This window comes from Streptomyces huasconensis (genome assembly GCF_021028635.1).
Taxonomy (GTDB): Bacteria; Actinomycetota; Actinomycetes; order Streptomycetales; family Streptomycetaceae; genus Streptomyces; species Streptomyces huasconensis.
This window is the reverse complement of the sequence record NZ_CP086119.1, coordinates 5,835,355-5,855,815: the sequence shown is the minus strand read 5'-3', so window position 1 is coordinate 5,855,815 and position 20,461 is coordinate 5,835,355. Positions and strand designations below refer to the sequence as shown.

Annotated in this window: 15 protein-coding genes; 5 read left to right on the top strand and 10 right to left on the bottom strand. The window is 71.8% G+C overall.

What is annotated here, in order from left to right:
- Positions 1-375: 375 nt before the first annotated feature.
- The 4 genes from J2N69_RS26775 to nsdA form a co-directional block, all read right to left on the bottom strand.
- Positions 376-2,838: a [protein-PII] uridylyltransferase gene (locus tag J2N69_RS26775; protein WP_230902988.1), complete on the bottom strand. Its 2,463-nt coding sequence runs from the start codon at positions 2,836-2,838 to the stop codon at positions 376-378.
- A gap of 50 nt (positions 2,839-2,888) precedes the next feature.
- A complete protein-coding gene (locus J2N69_RS26770; RefSeq protein ID WP_127912634.1) occupies positions 2,889-3,227 on the bottom strand; it encodes a P-II family nitrogen regulator in 339 nt (112 codons plus the stop codon).
- Positions 3,224-4,582, bottom strand: coding sequence for an ammonium transporter (locus J2N69_RS26765; protein WP_230902987.1), 1,359 nt, complete (start codon positions 4,580-4,582; stop codon positions 3,224-3,226). The genes J2N69_RS26770 and J2N69_RS26765 overlap by 4 nt, the downstream gene beginning before the upstream one ends.
- A 338-nt stretch (positions 4,583-4,920) precedes the next feature.
- Complete coding sequence (gene nsdA / locus J2N69_RS26760; protein WP_230902986.1) at positions 4,921-6,393, bottom strand: transcriptional repressor NsdA; 1,473 nt, start codon at positions 6,391-6,393, stop codon at positions 4,921-4,923.
- A gap of 434 nt (positions 6,394-6,827) precedes the next feature.
- Between nsdA and J2N69_RS26755 the strand changes: the two genes are divergently transcribed.
- Positions 6,828-7,490: a bifunctional DNA primase/polymerase gene (locus J2N69_RS26755; RefSeq protein WP_230902985.1), complete on the top strand. Its 663-nt coding sequence runs from the start codon at positions 6,828-6,830 to the stop codon at positions 7,488-7,490.
- 154 nt (positions 7,491-7,644) lie between these two features.
- Here J2N69_RS26755 and ftsY read toward each other — a convergent pair whose 3' ends face one another.
- Entirely contained in the window at positions 7,645-8,865 is a 1,221-nt protein-coding gene (gene ftsY, locus J2N69_RS26750) for a signal recognition particle-docking protein FtsY (protein WP_205034894.1), read from the bottom strand.
- 198 nt (positions 8,866-9,063) lie between these two features.
- Between ftsY and J2N69_RS26745 the strand changes: the two genes are divergently transcribed.
- Both J2N69_RS26745 and J2N69_RS26740 read left to right on the top strand, forming a co-directional pair.
- Positions 9,064-10,509, top strand: a complete 1,446-nt coding sequence (locus J2N69_RS26745; protein WP_230902984.1) for a purine-cytosine permease family protein — start codon at positions 9,064-9,066, stop codon at positions 10,507-10,509.
- A 125-nt stretch (positions 10,510-10,634) separates the two neighbouring features.
- Complete coding sequence (locus J2N69_RS26740; protein ID WP_230902983.1) at positions 10,635-11,624, top strand: LLM class flavin-dependent oxidoreductase; 990 nt, start codon at positions 10,635-10,637, stop codon at positions 11,622-11,624.
- Positions 11,625-11,676: 52 nt separating this feature from the next.
- Here the strand turns inward: J2N69_RS26740 and J2N69_RS26735 are convergent, their stop codons facing one another.
- The 4 genes from J2N69_RS26735 to J2N69_RS26720 all read right to left on the bottom strand — a co-directional run bounded on the left by J2N69_RS26735 (position 11,677) and on the right by J2N69_RS26720 (position 17,992).
- Positions 11,677-13,101, bottom strand: coding sequence for a sugar porter family MFS transporter (locus J2N69_RS26735; RefSeq protein WP_230902982.1), 1,425 nt, complete (start codon positions 13,099-13,101; stop codon positions 11,677-11,679).
- Positions 13,102-13,316: 215 nt separating this feature from the next.
- Positions 13,317-16,868 carry a chromosome segregation protein SMC gene (smc, locus tag J2N69_RS26730; RefSeq protein WP_230902981.1) on the bottom strand — a complete coding sequence of 1,184 codons (3,552 nt, stop codon included), beginning with the start codon at positions 16,866-16,868 and terminating at the stop codon, positions 13,317-13,319.
- A 231-nt stretch (positions 16,869-17,099) separates the two neighbouring features.
- Complete coding sequence (locus J2N69_RS26725) at positions 17,100-17,303, bottom strand: hypothetical protein (RefSeq protein WP_030787543.1); 204 nt, start codon at positions 17,301-17,303, stop codon at positions 17,100-17,102.
- Positions 17,304-17,710: 407 nt separating this feature from the next.
- On the bottom strand, positions 17,711-17,992 hold the full coding sequence (locus tag J2N69_RS26720) for an acylphosphatase (RefSeq protein WP_127912081.1): 282 nt from the start codon (positions 17,990-17,992) through the stop codon (positions 17,711-17,713).
- 161 nt (positions 17,993-18,153) lie between these two features.
- On the opposite strand from J2N69_RS26720, the gene J2N69_RS26715 reads away from it, so the two are divergent.
- The gene (locus tag J2N69_RS26715; RefSeq protein ID WP_230902980.1) at positions 18,154-19,077 is read left to right on the top strand and encodes a CAP domain-containing protein; all 924 of its coding nucleotides are present in this window, start codon (positions 18,154-18,156) and stop codon (positions 19,075-19,077) included.
- 109 nt (positions 19,078-19,186) lie between these two features.
- The gene (locus tag J2N69_RS26710; RefSeq protein WP_230902979.1) at positions 19,187-19,567 is read left to right on the top strand and encodes a winged helix-turn-helix transcriptional regulator; all 381 of its coding nucleotides are present in this window, start codon (positions 19,187-19,189) and stop codon (positions 19,565-19,567) included.
- Here the strand turns inward: J2N69_RS26710 and mutM are convergent.
- Positions 19,540-20,400, bottom strand: coding sequence for a bifunctional DNA-formamidopyrimidine glycosylase/DNA-(apurinic or apyrimidinic site) lyase (gene mutM / locus J2N69_RS26705; protein ID WP_230902978.1), 861 nt, complete (start codon positions 20,398-20,400; stop codon positions 19,540-19,542). The genes J2N69_RS26710 and mutM overlap by 28 nt on opposite strands.
- Positions 20,401-20,461: the final 61 nt, after the last annotated feature.

Sequence of the window (20,461 nt, the reverse complement as noted above, 5' to 3'; positions counted from 1 at the left end):
TTGCCTTGCCTTGCCTTGCCTTGCCGGGAGTGGGTACCCGGCGGTATCCCCCACCCGCCCATCAACCAGCGTCGGGGCTGCTCATGACTCAGGGCCGGACGTCGGGCAGCACAGCGAGCGACCACCACCCACGTGTTCCACGAGCCGAACCCGGCCCGCAGCCGCGTACGCACCCGAGGGGACGTGGGGGTATGTGCGCGCGGAGCACAGTGGTGGTCATAACGTCCCCGAAGCAGCAGAGCCCCCGCACCAAGATGGCGAGCACGGACATACCCCCGCGGCCCCGCCCCACAAACGCACCCAAGGCGGACGCCGCAACCACCCACGCACGCAGAAAACACACCCAAGCCACCCAAGCCACCCCAGCCCCACCCCCTACCCCCCAAGCACCCCCTCCACCTCCCGAGCCACCCCCACCGCCCGCTCCCCCGCCAACGGCCCCCCATCAACGCCCGTCACATAAAACGCATCCACCGCATTGGCCCCCAACGTCGACACATGCGCACTCCGCACCACCACCCCCGCCGCCTCCAACGCCCGCCCGATCCGATGCAGCAGCCCCGGCGCGTCCTGGGCCCGTACCTCGATGACCGTCGCGAGCCGTGAGCCCGCCGAGGCCACCGTCACGCGGGGCGGCGGCGCCACCGTCCCCCGCCGTCGGGGATACGCGGCGTCCCGCTCGACCAGCCGCCCCGCGATGTCCAGCGACCCGTCCAGCGCCCGCACCAGATCGGCCCGCAGCCGCGCCGCCTGCGGCAACGCCCCGTACTCCGCCGCGACCCGCCAGTCCAGCAGCAGGACCGAGCCCGGGCCCACCGCGCCTTCGATCCCGGACGGCAGCGCCACCTGCCGCAGCTCCGCCGTCCGCACGGTGAGCCGATGCAGCGCCAGCACCCCGGCCACGGCGGGCAGCACCCCCGCCCGCTCCGGCACGGCCACGAGGAGTTCCACCCCGAGCGGCTCCGGCTCCCCCGCAGGCTCCTCCGCCCGCAACGCCACCACCGGACCACCCGTCCGGAACGCCTCCACCGCCAACCGCTCCTGCTCGGCCGTGGGCGCCGCCCCCTCGGCCGACGAACCGGCGTCCGGCTCGTCCCCCGACAGCACCGCCGCCACCCGCTTCACCAGGTCACCCACCAGCGCCCCCCGCCACGACGACCACGCCGCGGGCCCGGTCGCCAGGGCATCCGCCTCCGTCAGCGCGTGCAGCAACTCCAGCGTCCCCACGGTCCCGACGGCCTCGGCGACCCCCCGTACCGTCGCCGGATCGTCGAGATCACGCCGCGTCGCCGTCTCCACCAGCAGCAGGTGATGCCGTACGAGGCAGGCGACGACGGCCACGTCACCCGCGTCGAAGCCCACCCGCGCCGCGACGTCCCGCGCGATGATCTCCCCGGCCACGGAGTGGTCCCCGGGCCACCCCTTGCCGATGTCGTGCAGCAGCGCGGCCACGAGCAGCAGGTCGGGCCGGCCCACCCGCCGGGTCAGCGCGGCGGCCCGTACCGCCGTCTCCACCAGGTGCCGGTCGACCGTCCACGTGTGGACGGCGTTGCGCTGCGGCCGGCACCGCACCCGCTCCCAGTCCGGCAGCAGCCGGGTGATGAGTCCCTCGGCCTCCAGCGCCTCCCACACCTGGACGGTCGGCGGCCCCGCGCCGAGCAGCGTCACGAGCTGCTCGCGGGCCTCGGCGGGCCACGGAGCGGGCAGCGGCCGCCCCACCGCGGCCAGCCGCCGCACGGCGTGCGGGGAGAGCGGAAGCCCGGCCTGCGCGGCGGCCGCGGCGGCCCGCAGCGGCAGGACGGGGTCGCGTTCGGGCCGGGCGGCACGGGCGAGCACGACCTCCCCGTCCTGCTCCACCACCCCCTCCGCCAGCGGCGTCCGCTCGGGCGCCGCCCCCCGCCCGCCGAGCATGGCCCGCAGCCGGGGCCGCACGGAGCGGGCCCGCAGGACGCGTCCGACCTCGCGCCAGGTGACGTCACTGGCATACGAGACGACGCGCGCCGCTTCGTACACCTGTCGGAGCAGCGTGTCGGCGTCCAGCAGGCCGAGCGCGGCCGCGACCTGGTCCTGTTCCTGGAGGGCGAGCCGGTCGGTGGCCCGCCCGGTGGTGAGGTGCAGCGCGTCGCGGACGTCGAGCAGCCGCCGCCGGGCGTCGGCGAGGCCCTCGCGCGGCGCGTCCGCGAGCCAGGACGCGGCGACGGCCCGCAGCGCCGTGACGTCGCGCAGCCCGCCCCTGGCCTCCTTCAGGTCGGGTTCGAGGAGGTGGCCCAATTCGCCGTGCCGCACCGCCCGTTCCTCGCACAGCTCGCGCAGCTCCGGCAGCCGCTTGGGGGCCTGGTTCCGCCAGTCGGCGAGGACGGCGGTGCGCAGCCCCGCGGTCAGCCCGAGGTCCCCGGCGACGTGCCGCGCGTCGAGCAGCCCGAGGTGCGCCTTGAGGTCCTCCGCGGCGGTCTTGCGCGCCTCGCCGGGCGTCCGCACGGAGTGGTCGAGGGCGAGCCCGAGGTCCCAGACCGGGTACCAGAGGCGGTCGGCGAGGGCCGCGATCTCCGCGGTGTCCACGCTCCCGTCGTGCAGCAGCAGCAGGTCGAGGTCGCTGCGCGGCGACAGCTCGCCGCGGCCGTACCCGCCCACCGCGACGAGCGCGACGCCCCGCGGCATCTTCTCGGAGCCCGCCTGGAAGAGCCCGGCCAGCCAGTCGTCCGTCAGTCCGGAGAGGGCGGAACGGCGCGGCGGCCCGGACCGCGACTCCTCCTGGAGGAGCCGCAGCCGGGCCGCCGCGTAGCCGCTGGGTCCGGTGTCTTCCGCTTCCGCTTCGGTTCGTACGTCCACACTCGCCACCCAGCAGCTCCCGTTCAGTACCGTTGACGCCCGCTCAGCCGACCCCTTGTTCACAACGCGTCGGGCCCGCGCTCCCCCGTACGCACCCGCACCGCCGTGTCGACCGGGACGCTCCAGACCTTGCCGTCGCCGATCTTGCCGGTGCGGGCGGCCTTCACCACGACCTCGACGACCTGCTCGGCGTCGTCGTCCTCGACGAGGACCTCGATACGGATCTTCGGCACGAGGTCCACCGTGTACTCGGCGCCCCGGTAGACCTCGGTGTGCCCGCGCTGGCGGCCGTATCCGCTGGCCTCGGTGACCGTCAGGCCCTGGACACCGAAGGCCTGGAGCGCCTCCTTGATCTCGTCGAGCCGGTGCGGCTTGACGACCGCGGTGATGAGCTTCATGCGTCCACCTTCTTGTTCCGCTGTACCTGAGTGCCTGTCACGACCGGGCCGGGCACGGCCGCCGTACGCGGTGCCGTACCGCCCCCCGCGCCGCTGAAGTCGTAGGCCGTCTCGGCGTGTTCGACCTGGTCGATGCCGGCGACCTCGTCATCCTCGCCGACCCGCATCCCGATCGTCCTGTCGATCAGCAGGGCGAGGAGCGCGGAGGCGACCAGGGAGTACGCGAGGACGGCGCCGACACCGGCGAGCTGCTTCCACAGCTGTTCCAGGCCGCCGCCGTAGAAGAGGCCCTGGGCCTTCGACTGACCGCCCCCGGTGGCGAAGAAGCCGACGAGGACCGATCCCGCGATGCCGCCGACGAGGTGGACGCCGACCACGTCGAGGGAGTCGTCGAAGCCGAACCGGAACTTCAGGCCCACGGCCATGGCGCACAGCAGGCCCGCGATCGCGCCGATGGCGATGGCACCGAGCGGCGAACAGGAGCCGCCGGCCGGGGTGATGGCGACGAGGCCCGCGACGGCGCCGGAGGCCGCGCCCAGGGTGGTGAAGGCGCCGTGGCGGATCTTCTCGTAGATGAGCCAGGCGAGCATGGCCGCGGCGGTGGCGACCTGCGTGTTGACGAACATGAGCGCGCCGACGCCGTCGTCGTTGCCGAGCCACGATCCGGCGTTGAAGCCGAACCAGCCGAACCACAGCAGGGCCGCGCCGAGCATCACGAGCGGCAGCGAGTGGGGCCGCATCGGGTCCTTCTTGAAGCCGACGCGCTTGCCGATGACGAGGATGACGCCGAGCGCCGCGGCACCGGCGTTGATGTGGACGGCCGTGCCGCCCGCGAAGTCGATGACGCCCAGCTCGAAGGCCCAGCCCCCGGTGCCCCAGACCCAGTGGGCGACGGGGAAGTACACGACCGTGGCCCACAGGGCGACGAAGAGCGCCCAGGCGGTGAACTTCACGCGGTCCGCGAGGGCGCCGCTGATCAGGGCGGGCGTGATGACGGCGAACATCAGCTGGAAGACGGCGAAGACGTAGACCGGGATGGTGTAGCCGTCCCAGAGCTGGTTGATGCCGAGGCCGCTGAGCCCGACGTAGTCGCCCTCCCACCCGAAGAGGCTGCCGTGGTCGGTGCCGAACGCGACGGAGAAGCCGTACAGCACCCAGAGGATGGTGACGATCCCCAGGCTGATGAAGCTCATCATCAGCATGTTCAGGGTGCTCTTGACGCGGACCATGCCTCCGTAGAAGAAGGCGAGTCCCGGCGTCATGAGCATCACCAGGGCGGAACAGATGAGCATGAACCCGGTGTTGGCGGCAGACAGCTCGGGGGCGTCTGCGGCGATCGTGATGCCTGGGGGCATCGGCGTCTCCTCGTCGTCGTATGCGGCCCGTGCGGGCGAAGCCTGTGCGGTACCGAGGGGGCCCGTGCTCCTGGGGAGGCGGGGGCGGTGGGCCGGTTATGCGCCACGAGATTGGCGCAGCGCGGTTTCGACGGGCGCCCCTCGGTGTTTCACCGCGGTGACGAAGAGGTCGTGCGTGTTACGCGTCCATGAACTGCCGGGTCGCGGGGGGTGCGTTTTCCTACCCTGCCCGCGGCGCACGAACCGGCCGCGGCGGCCATCCGGCTGACTGGCGTAGGGGGAGCCGAGTCGGGCTGTCCGGGATGGTCCGCCGCGGCCGGGGCCGGGCGTGCCGGGCTTCAGACCGCCTCCGCGGTCTCCGGCATCTCGATGGCGAGCCGCTCGGTGAGTTCCACGACCTCGGCGACGTCCCCGAAGTCCCGCACGGCGGTGTCGACGGTCTTGCGCAGGCGCGTGTTGACCCGCTCGGAGCGGACCTTCTTGGCGATGTCGAGGGCCTGCCCGGCCAGCACCGTGCTCTGCTCGGGCTCGCGTTGCAGCAGGTGGACGGTGGCCTTGCCGATGAGGTTCAGGGCGTACGAACGCTGGTGCTCGGAGTCGGCCTCGAAGAGTTCCACGGCGCGGTCCATGACGGGCTCGGCGAGCGAGGCGTAGGTGGGGCTGCGCCCGGCCACGTAGGCCAGGTCGCGGTAGGAGTGGGCGTTCTCGCCGTTCAGCTCGGCCTCGGAGAAGAAGCGAATCCAGTCGGGCTCGGGCTCGTCGAACTCCTCGGCGTCGGCGAAGGTGTCCTCGGCCATCCGCACGGCCCGCTTGCACTTGCCGGGCTGGCCCATGCTGGCGTACGCGCGGGCCTCCATCGCATACAGCATGGCCTGGGTGCGGGGGCCGGCGCAGTCCCGGCTGCCGTACTGCGCGAGGTGGATCAGTTCGAGCGCGTCGTCGGGCCGACCGAGGTGGATCATCTGGCGGCTCATGCTGGAGAGGATGTACGACCCGAGGGGCTTCTCGCCCGCTTCCTTCGCGGCGTGCAGGGCGAGGACGAAGTACTTCTGGGCGGTGGGCTGCAGACCCACGTCATAGCTCATCCAGCCGGCCAGTTCGGCCAGCTCGCCCGCGACCTTGAAGAGGCGCTTGGCGGTGGCTTCGGGCTGGGGCTCCTGGAGCAGGTCCGTCACCTCGTGGAGCTGGCCGACGACGGCCTTGCGCCGCAGCCCGCCCCCGCACTGGGCGTCCCACTGGCGGAACATCACCGTCGTGGACTCCAGGAGGTCCAGCTCCGGCTTGGACAGGCGCGCCGGGCGGCGCAGCGCGGCGGGGTCCGGCTCCTCGCGGGGCGTGGCCGGCGAGGGCACCAGCCAGCGCTGCATGGGCTCGATGAGGGCGGGGCCCGCGGAGAGCGCGAGGGAGGTGCCGAGGAAGCCGCGGCGGGCGAGCATCAGGTCGCTGCGCGAGAACTCGCTGATGAGGGCGACGGTCTGCGGTCCGGTCCAGGGCAGGTCGACCCCGGAGGAGGCAGGTGAGCGGTGCGCGGCGCGCAGGCCGAGGTCCTCGACGGCGACGACGCAGCCGAACCGCTCGGAGAACAGTTCGGAGAGGATGCGCGGGATCGGCTCGCGGGGGTTCTCGCCGTCCAGCCAGCGGCGCACCCGGGAGGTGTCGGTGGAGATGTGGTGGGCGCCCAACTGGCGTGCCCTGCGGTTGACTTGGCGGGCCAGCTCACCCTTGGACCAGCCGCTGCGCACGAACCAGGAGGTGAGCATCTCGTTCGGGCGCTTCTCAGCGTTCGCACCGCTTCCGCCACTGCCGCCCACTGGAACGCCCCCATCCTTCAAGACACCTGCGCGCCGTCACGCCGTGCGCTCTCTACGCCAAGCCCTAACAGAATGCCGCCTGCCGCGGCCGTCCGTCCGGAGAACGTCACCCATCGAACAGGAAACCGACTTGCCTCCGGCATAACCGCGGGAACTCGACATCCCGGGGTCGTGTACTCAAAGTAATCCTACGATCACCGCTCCCGCGAGGCCGTTCCCGGAAACGCCACCATTCGCCACCCCTTCGAATGAACTCCCGCTCCGCGCAACGCGATTGACTTGACAGAACGACGGAAAGCGGTGGACAGGAGTGCGCCGGGGCGCATGTCGCCGGGTGCACCACCCCTGGAACCTCCAAGCGCCGTCTCAAGAGCAGAGGGTCACGTTCCGATTCCCTCACGTAACCGCGGCACGCTCGACCCGTTGGAGGGGGCATGGGCTTCACGATCGGCGGTACCCGGGGAACCGACAAGCTCCGGGCCGCAGCAAGGCGGCGCGGCCGCCCGTCGGACTGTACGACGGTGGCGGAGTACACCGGGCTGTGGGGCTGGGACGCGGTGCCCGGCGCCCGCGCCCTGGACGGCACCTGCTCGTGCGGCGTCGCCGACTGCCCGGCCCCCGGCGCGCACCCCCTGGGCTTCGCCCCCGTGACCCCGGCCGGCGCCACGCTCGACGAAGTGGCGGACGCTTGGGCCGAGTTCCCCGGAGCGGCCGTGCTGCTGCCGGTGGGGCGCGCCTTCGACGTGATCGAGGTGGCGGAGACGGCGGGGCGGCGCGCCCTGGTCCGGCTGGAGCGGATGGGCCTCCCCCTGGGGCCGGTGGCGGTCACGCCCGACGGCCGCGCGCAGTTCTTCGTCGCCCCGGGCGCCGCCGCCGAACTCCCCCGGCTGCTCTACCGCATGGGCTGGGACGACGCCGCCCTCGACCTGCACGGCCTCGGCCCGGGCGACCACATCACGGCGCCCCCGTCCGACCGCGGCGGCCTCGGCCCGGTGCGCTGGCTCCGCCCCCCCGCCTTCGACTCGGCGACGGACCCACCACAGGCCCGGCTCCTGCTCGGAACCTTGGCGTACGTGGCACACCGCTCCCCGGCGTAGACACCAAAAGGGCCCCCTCGCACCTGCGCCATGCGAGGAGGCCCTGATGTTGCGCCCCGAAGGGGCGCGGGGAACGGCGCGACCAGCCACGACGCACCCGCGGAGAAAGATCCGTCAGGCCGGCCACAGCCGACGCGCCTGACTCCCGGCGGGCCTACTCGCCGATCAGCGCGTCCACGAACGCCTCCGGCTCGAACGGCGCCAGGTCGTCCGCGCCCTCGCCGAGACCGATGAGCTTGACCGGCACGCCCAGTTCGCGCTGGACGGCGACGACGATGCCGCCCTTGGCGGTGCCGTCGAGCTTGGTGAGGACGATGCCCGTGATGTCGACGACCTCGGCGAAGACCCGGGCCTGCACCAGGCCGTTCTGCCCGGTCGTGGCGTCCAGGACGAGCAGCACCTCGTCGAGCGGGGCGTGCTTCTCGACGACGCGCTTGACCTTGCCCAGCTCGTCCATCAGGCCGGTCTTGGTGTGCAGGCGGCCCGCGGTGTCGATGAGCACGACGTCCGCGCCCTCGGCGATGCCCTCCTTGACGGCGTCGTAGGCGATCGAGGCGGGGTCGCCGCCCTCGGGGCCGCGGACCGTACGGGCGCCGACGCGCTCGCCCCAGGTCTGCAACTGGTCGGCGGCGGCGGCGCGGAAGGTGTCGGCGGCGCCGAGGACGACCGAGCGGCCGTCGGCGACGAGGACGCGCGCGAGCTTGCCGGTGGTGGTGGTCTTGCCGGTGCCGTTGACACCGACGACCATCACGATGCCCGGGGTCTCCAGGCCCGACTCGGTCTTCACGGTGCGGTCGAAGTCCGTGCCGGCGCCCGTGCCGAGGAGCGCGATCAGCTCCTCGCGCAGCAGCGTGCGCAGCTCGTCCGGCGTCCGGGTGCCGAGCACGCGTACGCGCTCACGCAGCCGCTCGACCAGCTCCTGGGTGGGGGCGACGCCGACGTCCGCGGTGAGCAGCGTGTCCTCGATCTCCTCCCAGGTGTCCTCGTCGAGGTGCTCGCGGGACAGCAGCGTGAGCAGCCCCTTGCCGAGCGCGTTCTGCGAGCGGGAGAGCCGGGCGCGCAGCCGGACCAGGCGGCCGGCGGTGGGCTCGGGGGTCTCGATCTCCGGGGCGGCCGGTTCCTCGACCACCACGGGGGCGGTCGCCGAGGGCTCGGCGAGCGGGAGGTCCACCTCCTCGATCGTGCGGCGCGGTTCGTCGCGCGGCGTCTCGGCCTCCTCGCCGACCGTCGGTTCGGCGGGAGGGGCGGTGATGGTGGGCGTGCTGGACGGGGCCTGCGGGGGCAGCTGCTTCTTCTTGCGGCTGCCGATCACGAGCCCGCCGAGCGCGCCGATCACGACCACGGCGATGACTACAGCAAGGATGACGATTTCCATAACCCACCCAGTATCCGGCATGGCCCTTCCGGAGGCCCAGATTGTGTCTTCCTCCAAAGAACATATGCCACTAGAAGGCACTACTCGGATTAAAGTACGATGGAGGTCCCCGCATCAACGCGCGTAGAGTCCATCGCGATCACCCCCACCGACGGATCGCGACGTTGCGAGCCGAGCGAGAGGCACGGACCCACCCCCATGAGCAGCACCACCGCCGAAACCGAAGGCGCCCTCGAAACACGTGGCCTGGAGCCCGTCCCGGACGCCGAGCGCACGGGCAGGACCCGTGAGCTGTTCCCCACGTGGGTGGCGGCCAACATCAGCGTCCTGCTGCTCACCATGGGCGCGGGCCTGATCGTCTCCAACGGCCTGAACTTCTGGCAGGTCCTGGTCGTCGCCCTCGTCTCGCCCCTGCTGAGCTACGGCATGGTCGGCCTGATCTCCATCTCCGGCAAGCGCGGCGGTTCGCCGGGCATGACGCTCTCGCGCGCGGTCTTCGGCCAGCGCGGCAACCTCTTCCCGGGCGCGCTGATCTGGGTCGCCCGCTGGGGCTGGGAGACGATCAACGCCGTCACGGGCGCCTACGCCATCATCACGGTCCTGGACATCTGCTTCGGCGTGGAGTCGAGCACCTGGCTGACCGTCGTCACGCTCGTCGCCTTCGTCGCCTGTACGTTCCTGATCAGCGGCCTGGGCCGCAAGATCCTGCACATCTGCAGCACCTGGTCGACGTACGCCTTCGGCGCCTTCAGCGTCCTCGTGCTGATCTACCTCATCGCCGAGGCCGACTGGTCCGCCGTCTTCGACCAGCCCGCGGGCTCCACCGCGATGATGGTCGCGGGCGTCGGCACGATCGCCGCCGGCGGCATCAGCTGGGTGCCCACGGGCCCGGACTTCACCCGCTACCTCCCGCGGAACGCCTCGAACAAGCCGCTGGTCGGCCACGCGGTCGGCGGCGCCGCCATCGTCGTCGTCCCGATGGTCCTGATGGGCGCCGTCATGGCGGTCTCCGCGCCGAAGCTCTCCACCGCGCAGGACCCGGTCTCCTTCCTCGGTTCGCTGCTCCCGACGTGGATCGCCGTGCCGTACCTGATCATGGCCCTGGTCGGCATGCTGCTGATCAACTCGATGTCGATGTACTCCGCGGGCTTCACCGCGATGACGCTCGGCATCAAGGTCCCGCGCGCGTGGGCGGTCAGCGTGAACGCCATCATCAGCCTGATCTTCGGCTACATCCTGATGAACGTGGCGACGAGCTTCATGGGCTCGTTCATCTCCTTCCTGACCCTGCTCGCGGTCGCCTTCTCCGCCTGGATCGGCGTCTTCGGCATCGACATGCTGCGCCGCAAGACGTACGACGGCGAGGCCCTGATGGACACCAAGCGCACCAGCGCCTACTGGTACAAGGCCGGTTTCGCCTGGCAGGCCATGACCGCCTGGGCCATCGCCCTGCTGGTGGGCCTGCTCTTCACCAAGGTCGACTGGTTCAGCGGCCCGCTCGCCACGTCCTGGATCGGCCGCCACGGCCTCGGCTGGCTGGCCACGATCCTCGTCGCCGCCGTGCTGTACGCGGTGCTGCCGAAGACCCCGCTCGTCGAGAAGGACGCGGCCGGCCAGGGCGGGACGGAACTGGTCTCCGCCTGACCGAGCGCCCACGGAGGCTCACGGAGGCCGCGAAACCGCCAACTTCCGCCACGGGCTACCCATCTGACGGTGCGCCAACTAACGTCCCCCTTCGCCGCCCACGCTCGGTGAAGGGGGACGTTCCCATGCCCACCACAGTCGTACGGTTCAACCTCGTCGATCCCGCGGCCACGCCCGCCTCGCTGAGCGAGCGCTACCGGGCCGCCCTGGAGATGGCCACGTACGCGGACGACCGCGGCATCTCCACCGTGCAGACCGAGGAACACCACGGCGCCGCGAACAACTGGCTGCCGTCCCCCTTCGCCTTCGCCGGCGCGGTCTTCGGCGCGACGCGGCGGATCACGGTGACGGTCTCCGCGATCATCGGCCCGCTGCACGATCCGCTGCGGGCCGCGGAGGACATCGCCGTACTCGACCTGCTCAGCGGCGGCCGGCTGGTCACCGTGGCGGGGATCGGCTACCGGCCCGAGGAGTACGAGCGGGCGGGTGTCGACTTCACGCGGCGCGGCAGGCTCCAGGACGAGCTGGTGGAGACGCTCCTCCAGGCGTGGACGGGCGAGCCCTTCACCTTCCGCGGCCGCACGGTGCGCGTCACCCCGCGCCCTCTCACCCAGCCGCATCGGCTGCTGCTTGTCGGCGGCTCGTCGAAGGCGGCGGCCCGGCGCGCGGCCCGGTTCGGCCTGCCGTTCTTCCCGAGCGCGCACCTGCCCGAGCTGGCGGCGTACTACACCGAGCAGCTCGCGGCACACGGCACCGAGGGCTGGACGATGATGCCCGCCGCCGAGACCCCGCTGCTGCACATCGCCGACGACCCCGACCGCACCTGGGCCGAGCACGGCGAGCACTTCCTGCACGAGGCCCGTACGTACGCCTCCTGGCAGGCGGACGGGGCCATCCGCTCGGCGGTGAAGTCGGCGGCCACCACGGTGGCGGAGCTGCGCGCGGAGGGCGTCTACCGCGTCCTGACGCCGGAGGAGTGTGTGACGTACGCGAAGGGCGACATCGGCAGCCTGATCCTGCACCCGCTGGTCGGCGGGATGCCCGTCGACGAGGGATGGCGCAGCCTGCACCACTTCTGCGAAAACGTACTGCCCCGGCTCAAGGACAGGCAGTGAGCACGAGTCCTTGGGCCGGGGCAGCTTCCTGAAGAGGAGGGGCAGCGGGGTTTTAGCCCATCTCCTCCAGGGCCTTGCCCTTCGTCTCCTTGACGAACTTCATGACGAAGGGGATCGAGAGCGCGGCGAAGGCGCCGTAGACGATGTACGAGCCGGTCAGCGACCACTCGGACATGCTCGGGAAGGTCTTGGTGATCGCGAAGTTGGCGAGCCACTGGGCGGAGGCGGCCACACCGAGCGCGGCGGCGCGCAGCCGGTTCGGGAAGATCTCGCCGAGCAGCACCCAGACGACCACACCCCAGGACAGGGCGAAGAAGAGCACGAAGACGTTGGCGGCGATGATCGCGGTCAGGCCCTGCGCGTTGGGCAGCGAGACGTTGTCACCGGAGCCGGTCCGGTACGAGAACGCCCAGGCCATGGTGAACAGCGCGGCCGCCATGCCCGTCGAACCGATGATCGCCAGCGGCTTGCGGCCGATGCGGTCGACGAAGATCATGGCGATGACCGTGCCGACGATGTTGACGATCGACGTCTCGAACGAGTACAGGAACGAGCTGGACGGGTCCTTGCCGATCGACTGCCACAGCTGGTTCGAGTAGTAGAAGATCACGTTGATGCCGACGAGCTGCTGGAAGACCGAGAGCCCGATGCCGATCCAGACGATCGGCAGGAAGCCGACCTTGCCGAGCAGGTCCTTGAAGGACGGCTTGTGCTCCCTGTGCAGACCGTGCTCGATCTCGGCGACGCGGGCGTCCAGGTCGATGGCGTGGCCCTCGACCTCGCCGAGCACCTTCTTGGCCTCGGCGTGCCGGCCGGCCGAGACGAGGAAACGGGGCGACTCGGGGATGATGAAGGACAGCAGGCCGTAGAGCAGGGCCGGGACGACCATGACACCGAGCATCCACTGCCAGGCCTCCAGGCCCGCCAGCTTGCCGCGCTGGTCGCCGTCGGCCATGTTCAGGATGCCCCAGTTGACCAGCTGGGAGACGGCGATGCCGATGACGATGGCGGCCTGCTGGAAGGAGGCGAGGCGCCCGCGGTAGGCGGGCGGCGCGACCTCGGCGATGTACGCCGGGCCGATCACCGAGGCCATGCCGATGCCGATGCCGCCGATCAGGCGCCACATGGTCAGGTCCCAGGCCGCGAAGGGCAGGGCCGAGCCGACGGCGCTGGCCGCGAAGAGCACCGCGGCGATCTGCATGCAGCGGATACGGCCGATGCGGTCGGCGATGCGTCCGGCGACGGCGGCGCCGACGGCGCAGCCGAGCAGCGCGGTCGCGATGATCCAGCCGAGCGTGTCGGCGTCGACGTCGAAGCGGTGCTGGATGGCGACGGTGGCGCCGTTGATCACCGAACTGTCGTAGCCGAAGAGGAAGCCACCCATCGCGGCGGCCGCCGTAATGAAGATGACATGGCCGAGATGGTCCGGATGGGCCTCTCTGGCTCCGGACTGCGGCGCCTGCGATGTGCTGGTCACGTGTACTCCTCGGGCCACCGGCTGCGCTGCCGGGGGTGGGGGCGAGTTCTTCAAGTGGCGCACAACTTCGTGCCGCCCACCACCTGAAGGTAAAAGCAACGTTGCAGAGACTATGCCTTCAAGTTTCGAAGTCAATAGTTGTTCAGCTGTGAATTTTTAGGCACCGTGCGACTGCTCATGTTCAAGTCTTGAAGTCACGCGGGCGACGCGATCGGCTAGCGCAGCCGCTGGCTGATCACCTTCGAGACGCCGTCGCCCTGCATGGACACGCCGTACAGCGCGTCGGCGACCTCCATCGTGCGTTTCTGGTGCGTGATCACGATGAGCTGCGAGGCCTCCTGCAGCTCCTGCATGATCCGGATCAGCCGCTGGAGGTTCGTGTCGTCGAGGGCGGCCTCGACCTCGTCCATCACGTAGAACGGGCTGGGCCGCGCCTTGAAGATCGAGACGAGCAGCGCCACGGCCGTGAGCGAGCGCTCACCGCCCGAGAGCAGGGAGAGCCGCTTGACCTTCTTGCCGGGGGGCCGGGCCTCGACGTCCACACCCGTGGCGAGCATGTTGCCGGGGTCGGTCAGGACGAGCCGCCCCTCGCCGCCGGGGAACAGCCGCGAGAAGACGCCCTCGAACTCGCGGGCCGTGTCCCGGTAGGCCTCGGTGAAGACCTGTTCGACGCGTTCGTCGACCTCCTTCACCACTTGGAGGAGGTCGGCCCTGGTCTTCTTCAGGTCTTCGAGCTGCTCGCTGAGGAACTTGTGGCGTTCCTCCAGTGCCGCGAACTCCTCAAGGGCCAGCGGGTTCACTTTCCCGAGCTGCTGGTACGCCCGTTCGGCTGACTTGAGCCGCTTCTCCTGCTCCCCGCGGACGAACGGCACCGGCTTGTTGCGCGGATGCTCCGGGTCCTGCGGCAGCTCCTCGCCGTCGGCGGGGGGCGAGGGCGGCACGGGCTGATCGGGACCGTACTCGGCCACGAGCCCCGCTGGTTCCACACCGAGTTCCTCCAGTGCCTTGGCCTCCAGCTGCTCGATGCGCAGCCGCTTCTCGGCACCTAGTACCTCGCCGCGGTGGACTGAATCCCGCAGTTTGTCCAGTTCTTCCTTCAGCTCGCGTCCCCGGGCGCGCTGGGCCACCAGCTCCCGCTCCCGCGCCTCCTTGGCGCGCTCGGCCAGGGCGCGCTCCTCGTCGGCGCGTACGAGGGAGACCTCGACGTGGGCGAGCAGCTGCCGCCCACCGGAGGCGACGGCCCCGGCGACGGCGGCCTCGTGGCGCAGCCGTGCCTTGCGCCGTTCGGCACGCGCGCGTGCCTCGCGTTCGGCGCGCGCCGCCCGGTCGAGCGAGTCGGCCCGCCCCGCGAGGGCCTTCACCCGCTCCTCGTGCGTACGGGCCTGGAGCCGCGCCTCCATCTCGGTCTGGCGGGCGTTGGCCCCGTCGGCGGCGAGGCGGTCGCGCACGGAGGTGTCCGGTTCCTCCTCCGCCGGCATCTCCTCGGCGACCGCGAGCCGCTCCGCCAGCTCCTCGGCCTCCTCGACCGCCCGCTCCAGCGCTTCCTGCGCCTTGGCCGCCGCGGTGGCGGACCGCTCGGCCTCGCCCGACGCGCCCCGCGCCTGCCCGGCGAGCCGCCCCAACTGCTGGGCGACAGTGGACTTCTCCCGGTCGGCGGCCCTGCGCCGCTCCCCCAACTCCTCGACGAGGGCGGCACATTCCTTGCGCCGCCCCTCGGCCCGGCCCTGCCGTGCCGCCAACTCCTCGCACCGTACGGCGAGTTCGGCGAGTTCCGCCGAGGCCTCGTCCACGGACGCCTGCACCTCCAGCAGGCTCGGCGCCCCGGCGGACCCGCCCTGCGCGAAGTGCGCCCCGAGCAGATCGCCCTCCGCGGTGACGGCGGTCAGCTCCGGGTGGGCGTAGACGAAGTCCTCGGCGTCCTCCAGCGTCCCGACGGCGACGAACCCGCGCAGCAGCCGCCGCACCGCGGGCATCAACTCCTCGGGCCCGCGCACGAGATCGGCGACGTACGGCGGCCCGCCGGAACACTCCGGCCGCACGTCCTCGGGGGCGCCGCCGAGCAGCAGCGCCGCGCGCCCCGCGTCCTGCTTGCGCAGCAGCCGGATGGCCTCGGCGGCCGCGCCCGGACCGCTGACCGCGATCGCGTCGGCCCCGGCACCGAGCGCGGCGGCGACCGCCACCTCGTACCCGGGGGCGACGGTGAGCAGCTCGGCGGCCGGTCCGAGGAGCCCCGCCAGCTGGTCCGTGGCGGCGAGCAGCGCGCCGGTGCCGTCCTTGCGCCGCAGGCCGAGCGCGAGGGCCTCGCGGCGGGCGGCGACCGCGGCCCGCTCGCGCTCGGCGGCGGTCGCCTCCTCGCGCGCCGCGGTGAGCGCGGCCTCGGCCTCGGCGAGCTCCCGCCTGGCCGCGTCGTGCCGCTCGCCCAGCTCCGCGTCGTCCGCGTCGAGCCCGTCGACCTCGGCCTTGAGCTGCTCGTACTCCTCCTGTGCGGCGACCGCGCGCTCGGCGGCCTCGTCCCGCGCGAGGGCCAGCCGGTCGATCTCGGCCTGGGCGGAGGCGGCGCGCGAACGGGCCGCGTTGACCTGCCCGCCGAGCCGCGCGAGCCCTTCGCGGCGGTCGGCGATGGCCCGGGCCGCGTCCTTCAGCCGCCGCTCCTCGACCGCCAGCTGCCGCTCCAGCTCGGCCCGGTGGGCCACCGTGTCCTCCAGCGCGCGTTCGGCGGCTTCGAGGGCGGCTGCCAGCTCGGCCTCCTGCTCCCTCACCCGTGCGGCTTCGCGCTCCATGTCCTCGGGGTCACGGCCGCGCCGCTCCTCGGGCGGCGCGGCGGTGGCGCTCTTGACCCGGGCGTCGGCCAGCGAGACGGTGCCGCGCACCCGCTCGGCGAGCTGCGACAGCTCGTACCAGGTCTGCTGGGCGCGCTGGAGGCGCGGGGTGAGGCGGCGCACCTCTTCTTCGAGCTGGGCCTCGCGGTGGAGGGCGGCCTTCAACTCGGCCTCGGCGTGCTCCTTGCGTTCCTTGAGGGCGGCTTCGTCGGCGACCTCGGCGTCGAGCGCCTCGCGCAGCCGGACGAGGTCGTCCGCGAGCAGGCGCAGGCGGGCGTCGCGCAGGTCGGCCTGGATGACGGCGGCGCGGCGGGCCACGGCGGCCTGCCGGCCGAGCGGTTTGAGCTGGCGCCGCAGCTCGTCGGTCAGGTCCTGGACGCGGGCGAGGTTGGCCCGCATGGCGTCGAGCTTGCGCAGCGCCTTCTCTTTGCGCTTGCGGTGCTTGAGGACGCCTGCGGCCTCCTCGATGAAGGCGCGGCGTCCCATCGGGTCGGCGTGCAGCACGCCGTCGAGCTGGCCCTGGCCGACGATGACGTGCATCTCGCGGCCGATGCCGGAGTCGGAGAGGAGTTCCTGGATGTCGAGGAGGCGGCAGGTGTCGCCGTTGATCTGGTACTCGCTGCCGCCGTTGCGGAACATGATCCGCGTGATGGTGACCTCGGCGTACTCGATGGGGAGCGCGCCGTCGGAGTTGTCGATGGTGAGGGAGACCTCGGCGCGGCCGAGCGGGGGCCGCCCGGTGGTGCCGGCGAAGATGACGTCCTCCATCTTGCCGCCGCGCAGCGACTTGGCCCCCTGCTCCCCCATGACCCAGCTGAGCGCGTCCACGACATTGGACTTGCCGGAACCGTTCGGTCCGACGACGCAGGTGATGCCCGGTTCGAACTTCAGCGTCGTGGCCGACGCGAAGGACTTGAATCCGCGCAGGGTCAGGGCCTTGAGGTGCACGCCGTCGGACTCTACCTTTCAATGGCCGTTTCACCGATGAAGGTGCAGGGCACATCAGACGGTAAAGAAAGCAGCGTACGCCGGTGAGAGCCCGGGCCAAGAAAGAAGGGACGCCGGAGCGGCGTCCCTTGCAGATCTGGAGACAGCGGCTGACAGGGCAGCCTGACCACGTGCTTAGTGCGAGGCGCCTTCACGGGAGGAAGGCCCTGGTGCGTACGTCATCAATGGTGGTCAGGTGAGCGCAGGCTCCGCCTGGGGTACGTCGATGCTCTCCATGAGCGATTCGTGAGAAGCGGCAGCCGCGAGCGCGTCGTTCTCCTGCTGAATCCGAACCAGCTCGGATTCCAGGTCCTGGACGCGCTGCTGGAGCCGTCGCATCTCGGCGAGGAGTCGCGGGTCGCTGCCGCCGACGTAACCGAGAAGCGCCTTTGCCATGATGGATGGTCCTCCACAATGAGTGACCGACCGAAGCGGTGCGGTGTAGGTCGTGAGGGAATCGCACCCGCGGTGTCTGGCACTCGTTGTTTTGCTGGTCCTGCTGGCCGTTCTCACATGCCAAACAGCTAAGGTGCGCGGGGCTTCCAGAGTCTCACCAAAAAGTTTGACGGTCAACACGATCACGCCCCGTATTGGCGGGCGACCCGGGGGCGCGCGGCCTCACAGCGGGCGGCGCGGCGACTCCTTCGGGGCCCTGGGGGGCGTGGAGATCATCCTTACCCGGGGAGCCTGCCACGGCAAGCCGTTCTTGGCAACCACCAGGTCTTTCCTGCCCCGGGCAGTTGCCCGGAGCACCCGGACGGGGCCCGGCGAAACCCGTCCCGTGACGTACGCCCGGGTCACGGTCAGCGGATGGCGAAGCCGTCGTATATGCCGCGCGGTGTGTCCCAGATCTCGGTCACGCCGTCGACCCTGCCGGGTGTGTCGCCCTCGCGAAGCCAGTCGAGCAGTGCCTGACAGCCGGCCCGGGGGCCCTCGGCGACGACTTGCACGCGGCCGTCCTCCAGATTGAGAGCAAAACCACTCAGGCCGCCGATCTCCAGCGCCTTGGCCCGCGTGAACCAGCGGAAACCCACGGCTTGCACGCGTCCGCGCACCCAGGCGGTGAGTCGTACGTCTTCGTCCATGGAGGCACGCTAACCGGCCAATGGCTCTGGGAGCACTTCGCCCCCATACGTCATCGCGTACAGTCGCGAATCGCCAAGCCTCACTCGTATGGGTGAGTCACGTTGATCATAAAGATTTGATCGTAAAAGAACGACACCGCGAAGAACGAAAGGGCCAGGAGATGGGACGCCACCGACGCTCCGGCGCTGGACGGGCCGCCGCCACCCCTGAGAACCACCCGGCCGGGGTCCGGTCGGCCGCGGTGTCGCACCGCCGCGGGGGCCGGTCCTCCGCCCCGGTGCGCACGGGTCTGCTCGGTGTCTCCGCGGCCGTCGCGATGGGTGCCGTCGCGGTCGCCACGGGTGTGCTGCCCGGCGGTGACGGGTTCCGGCTGGACGGTGGTGGCGAGCACGGCGAGGTGCGCTCCGCGAGCGCGCCCATCACGGTCGACGCCCAGGGCGGCGCGGGGGGCGAGACCAACCGCGCCGAGCCGTCCCCGAGCCGGGGCACCGGCCGTTCCACGGCCCCGAAGCCCGCTCCCTCCCGGACCGAGGCGGCCCCGAAGCCCTCCCGGACCCCGTCGAAGACGCCGTCCGGGAAACCGTCCCAGAAGCCGTCGCCTCAGGCGTCCAAGCCCGACGCCCCGAGGAAGTCGACGCCGAGCCCCTCTCGTACGCCGGTGGAGAAGCCCGAGGCCCCCGCGGCGAGCGCGCGGACGCCGTCGGGCGTGAGCGCTGCGGAGGCCGCGGTGCTCACGCTGGTCAACGCCGAGCGGGCCGTGGTCGGCTGCCGTCCGGTGACCGCCGACAGCGGGCTCGCCGCGCTGGCGGGCCGGTTCAGCGCGGACATGGCCGAGCGGGACTTCTTCGCCCACACCGACCCGGACGGCGCGACGCCGTGGGACCGCGCCGAGAAGGCCGGCATAGCCGACCTGGGCGGCGAGAACATCGCCCGCGGCCAGGCCGACGCACGGGCGGTCATGGCGGCCTGGATGAGCAGCCCCGGCCACCGCGCCAACATCCTCAACTGCGACTACAAGACCATGGGCGTCGGCGCGCACTTCGCGCCCGGTGGCCCGTGGTGGACGCAGGACTTCGGCTTCTGAGCCGCGGGGCCGGGCCGGGTCGGGCCGCCTGTGGAGAACCCGGGCCGCCGGACTAACCCCTGGTTGGCGCGACCCGTGAGTAAGCGCTGTGGAGGAGTACGGTGTCTCCATGGACTCCACGGACATGGCGTACGACGTGTTCTCCCGGCAGTGCCCCTCGCGCGGCACGCTGGAGCACGTCACCGGACGCTGGGGCGCGCTCACCCTCGGCGCGCTCCACGACGGCACGTTCCGCTTCAACGAACTGCGCCGCCGCGTCGACGGCGTGAGCGAGAAGATGCTCTCCCAGACCCTGCACGCGCTGGAGCGCGACGGCCTGGTGCGCCGGGACGCGCAGCCGACCAACCCGCCGCGCGTGGACTACGAACTCACCCCGCTGGGACGGGAGATCGCCGAGCGGCTGCTGACCCTGATCCGCTTCGTGGAGGGCCGGCAGGACGAGGTCCTCCGGGCCCAGGAGCGCTACGACGCGACGCGCGGCGCCCGCTGACAGACCGGGCAGAAGTAGCTGGACCGGTTCATCCACGGACGGCGGCGGATCGCCGCGCCGCAGCGGCGGCAGGGCTCGCCCTCGCGGCCGTAGGCGTCCAACGACCGGTCGAAGTAGCCCGATTCGCCGTTCACGTTGACGTAGAGGCTGTCGAAGCTGGTGCCGCCGACGGCGAGGGCCGCGTTCATCACATCCCGTACGTGGCCGAGGAGTTCGGCCGTGCGCGGGCGCGTGAAGGTGGCGGTGGGCCGTTCGTAGTGCAGCCGCGCGCGCCACAGCGCCTCGTCCGCGTAGATGTTGCCGACGCCGCTGATCAGCGACTGGTCGAGCAGCGCCCGCTTGATCGTCGTACGGCGCCGGCGCAGCGCGAGGTGGAAGGCCTCGTCGTCGAAGGCGTCGTCGAGCGGGTCGCGCGCGATGTGCGCGATGACGTCCGGAAGCCCGTCCGGGGCGGTGTCGTGCAGCGAGAGCCCGCCGAAGGTCCGCTGGTCCACGAAGCGCAGCTCGGTGCTCTGCACGTCGTCGAAGCGCACCCGGACCCGAAGATGCTTCTCGTCCGGGGCGTCGTGCGGCTGCACCAGGAGCTGGCCGCTCATCCCGAGGTGGGCGAGGACCGCCTGTCCGGAGTCGGCGAGCGGCAGCCAGAGGTACTTGCCGCGCCGCTGGGCGGGCCCGATCCGGTGCCCCTTCAGCCGGGCCCCGAAGTCCTCGCCGCCCGCGAGATGCCGCCGTACGGCACGCGGATGCAGCACCTGCGCATCGGCGACGACCCGCCCGCTGACCCACCGCTCGAGACCGCGCCGGACGACTTCGACTTCGGGCAGCTCGGGCACGGCGCTCCTCGCGTCAGGGGACGGGGTGGGGTCCTTGGAGGTTATCGCGCGGCGCCGGACC